Source organism: Alteromonas sp. BZK5 (assembly GCF_014349115.1).
GTDB lineage: Bacteria > Pseudomonadota > Gammaproteobacteria > Enterobacterales > Alteromonadaceae > Alteromonas > Alteromonas macleodii.
This window is the reverse complement of record NZ_JACSOE010000160.1, coordinates 1-4058: the sequence shown is the minus strand read 5'-3', so window position 1 is coordinate 4058 and position 4058 is coordinate 1. Positions and strand designations below refer to the sequence as shown.

Annotated in this window: 1 protein-coding gene; it reads left to right on the top strand. The window is 39.5% G+C overall.

Annotation, left to right across the window (positions count from 1 at the left end):
• Window positions 1-4058 (top strand): methylation-associated defense system ATP-binding protein MAD8 (gene mads8 / locus BIZ39_RS20510; RefSeq protein WP_222936729.1); only part of this gene is annotated, 4058 nt, incomplete at both ends.

Genomic DNA, 4058 nt, shown 5'->3' with positions numbered 1-4058 from the left:
GTAGATAATAGTCAGGTAGTTGTTTTAGCTAATAATGCAGAGAAAAACTATTCTGTTACGAGCACAAAGCTAGTTGAGCTGAGAAACCCTGATGAGCAAGGTAATTTAAGGTCTCCATTACTTGTTTTTGTGCCAAATGAATTAAAAACTTCTTCTGAGGATTCGTTCGGCGAGGCGACGTTTGAGCATGTCGATATTACGGACGTATATTCATTAGCTTTTCAGTCGATTAAAGAACAGTGTCCTGCTTCCTTGTCACAATTGGTTGAAGAGATCGTTTTTATACTTAACGAAAAAGCATCGCTGAAAATAAATCCATATCAATGGCTTAGGTATATCTTAACAATTCAAGTAAACGACTTTGATCCTAGTGTTTTAGGAGCTGCTTTATATGAACTAGGACTGATACCTGATTTGGAATTGCACCAAGACCACTCTATGCTGGTGCGAAAATTAGTAAAGAACCATGAATCTATTCAATTAATCAATAAATCGGAAAAATCCGCGATTGCTACGGTTTATGACCTGCAGCTTGAGGGAGAAGACTTTAATAGAAAATTGGCGCTGTTTTTTAACGATCAGGAAAGCCTAATCAATAAAGCTTGGTGTAAACAGCTTGTTGTTGATAGTAATAATTGGCCTCTTACCTTTGATAAATGGCGATTTCAATACGAAGAAGAGGTAACTGACTCAGTATGTTTAACCGTAACTGAAATTGGATTGCCTGTAATTCCTGAAGATGAAAAAGATCCTAATTTACAGCAGTTAGTAGGTCAGCAAGTACTTACCGTTGGTCAGGGAGGAATCAAAAACTTTTCTGTGTCATTTTCGGTAGAGCCAAACCCTAAAGAAGTAAATGGCCTTGCGAAATACAAAGCTCAAGTATTTAGCCAACATGGCGATTTTGTTGGTTTAATTAAAGTTGGCAAGGCAACTGCTAAGTCAACAGTAACGATTAAATTTAATAAGTTAACAGGCATCGAGTGGGAAGAAGGCTGGCATTACGTAAGAGTTCAGGCATTTGACGAAAATGAAGAGTTATTATCTTTGGTTGATGGCGATCAAAACCCTATTCCTTGGGGAACTTCTAGTGCCGATGACGCAGGTTCACGAATCAATGAAAGTGAGTTGTTTTATGTGTTGCCTGCTGTTGAGGCAGAGGTAGAGCCACTTCCTGGTAGAAAAGTCAGGGAAGCGTCGTTAGCTCATGCAAAAATTAAAGCAGAATTTACTCAGGTTACAGAGACTAATAAGTTCGTTAACGCTGAAGTAATTGAGTCAAATTGGCAGGAAACAAAGAGTAAATCCGAATCCTTACTAAACATTAAGTTTAAAAAACGCGGAAGCATACAGGTCCCAGTAGCCACTTACTTGAAAGACTTTGAACAAAAGATACTTGCTAACCCTATGTCTGCAATTACCTGGCGGGTTGAGATTCGAAATGAACAAGCACAAGAACCTGGACCTGACATAGTTGATTGGCCTGTTAGTGATGTAGAGCAGCAATTTGAAAACTTTAAAAAAGCGCGTGAAAATTACTTTGCTTTAATTTCTCAGGGTGAAAAAGAGCTAATTTCTGTTGCTCATAATCATGTATCTACTTCAAATGAAGCATACAAATATTCTAAAGCTTATTTAGAATATTTAGCGGCAGTATTTCAAGTTACTGAAAATGGGAAAGACTATACAGCTGAGCTATCTGCTTTGCTTCGCTTAGATTCTATTTCTATCGTTATGTGGAATTACGACGGTAGTTACAAGCAAGCTATGGTGCTTGGGCCGACCCACCCTTTGAGGTGCTTGTGGTTAGGAGGTTGGTCGTCACTAGCTGAAACTTGGGCTAGACAAAGTGAGAAAGTAAGTAAAGAAATTGCAATTGGCAGTAAAAATAGTCTCCTAGAAGAACTTTCTTTGACTAATTTTCCTTATGTACTGCCTGACGCCCAAGGACAGCTGATGGTTGCGCTCGATAGTATTCATCCGTTTTGGAGTGTATTGGCATCAGCCCAAGAACGAGAGCCGCAGTCGCTCATCGACAAAATAAAAACTGCGCTTGGAATTAAAAATGATTATCAACAGGTTGGTAAGCAAAGTAGCACTTACTTAGCAAATAAGGTAGAGCGCTATTTAGTTCAGCACCCTTACGTTTCTTGTTTATCAATTAATGTGTTCAATGCTGGCTCCGCAAGTGCGGTTGCGGGAATGCTGTTGACACTTAGAAAGAAGCAAGAATTAAAACACATTTATTTTGATATAAGGTTATTTGTTGAAGACCCATACGCTTTAGAGGTAGGAGCTGAGCTGTTTAAACTGATTAACAGTAATGATGATTCCAATGGAGATAATGAGCTATTTCAATCTTCTGACAATCATTTAGTACCAAGGTTAAGTGTTTCATTAAGATCTATTTCTGAGTTTGAAGAAGCGCCAGAAGAGTTTAGTTCTCACTTGAGTATGTTATTTGATGTTTTCCCTGCTGAAGAGTTGTCGGTCATTAGGCCTCAAGCAGATGAACAAGTTGCTCCTGTGTACGGTTTGTATCAAGACTATTGCGTTGATTATTTTGATGAAAATGGTGTTGTAGCTTGGGACCGTCACACTCGCCATGGTGCTGCTAAAATGCTATTCGGTGGACAAGTCTCCTCAACTTTAGCAAAGCTTCCAAAAATGATGTCTGCGATTACAGCTTCTCTTGCAACAGGTAGCTTTTCATTGGAGCAAGTTCCAGTTGTTAGGTTGTCACTGGACTCAAAAGAAAGGGCATTGCTCAATCAGTTACATGAAGTAAGTGATTGGGTGTTTACAGTAGATCGAAACTTAGGAATAGAGTTCTTTGATCATGGTGGTAAAGATGGTCGACCTGATTACCTTATTGATCATAGCCCTGAAATGGCTTCTTCTAATACTCACAATTTTGTAATTACTTCGCGCTCGACGACAGAAATTGAGGCTTTGTTAAAAGGAACGTTAGAGCAACACCAAATAGTACCTGATGTAAATAAAGCAACCAGAGTGCTAGATTCCTTGAGAGCTTTGTCGGGAAGGCTGGCACTAAAACTTGCCTCGAATAGCGCTTCAAAATCAGAAGCTTTGGGCTTGGCTTTATCTAAGTTATATCTGGAATACCAGGGCGTCTTTAAAGAACAGGTTGTAGTACCTTTAGATGCCCATATAGAACTTTACTCTGAGCTGCAAAAGGCTGATGGAGAGTTAGGTTCGGAGATTAGCTTTAAGCGTACAGACCTAGCATTGTTTGATTTAGATGCATCTACACGCACAATCAGGTGTAACCTTATTGAAGTAAAATGCTATTCAGAAGTCGGTGATTTATCGAAGTATGAAACACTGAAAAAAAGTATTGCGGAGCAAATATCTGAGTCAGAAAAAGTTTTACAACGCCATTTTGACTTAGCGAGAACTTCTCCTGACAGACCAGATAGATTAGTTAAAACACAGAAACTTTGCGTTTTATTAGAACACTACCTCAAGAGATCTGAGCGATTCGGTTTGCTTAGTGCTGATGTGATTGAAGAAGCTAAGTTTTTGCTGAGAACCCTAGAGCAAGGATACAAGCTAGCAATAACTCGTAGTGCTGTTATTTTTGATTTTGGTCAGGATAACAACGGTGTTGAAAATGAAGTTGGGATTGAGTTTCACCGAGTAGGTAGAAATCACATTGATGAATTGCTTTCAGCTACGGGGCTAGTTGAGGACGAAGAGTTGTCAGAAGTAACGCTGGACACCATAGAGCTGTCGTTACCAAAGTTAACTTCTGCGGAATTTTTGCATAAAGAACGTGATAGAACTGTTTCGTGGAAAGAGTTGGTTTCTCAAGCGTCGATAGAGTTAGAGCCCTTAGTAGATGTCGAAGCTGAAATCGAAATAACTCGAACTAACATCATTGAGAATGAAGAGTTAAATACGGAAGCAGCTGACATAAAATCTACAAAAGAGCGTGAAGTAGTAAGTAGTTTTAATTCAAACAGTAATAATTCTGCAGAGCCAGAGCCAGAGCCAGAGCCAGAGCCAGAGCCAGAGCCAGAGCCAGAGCCAGAGCC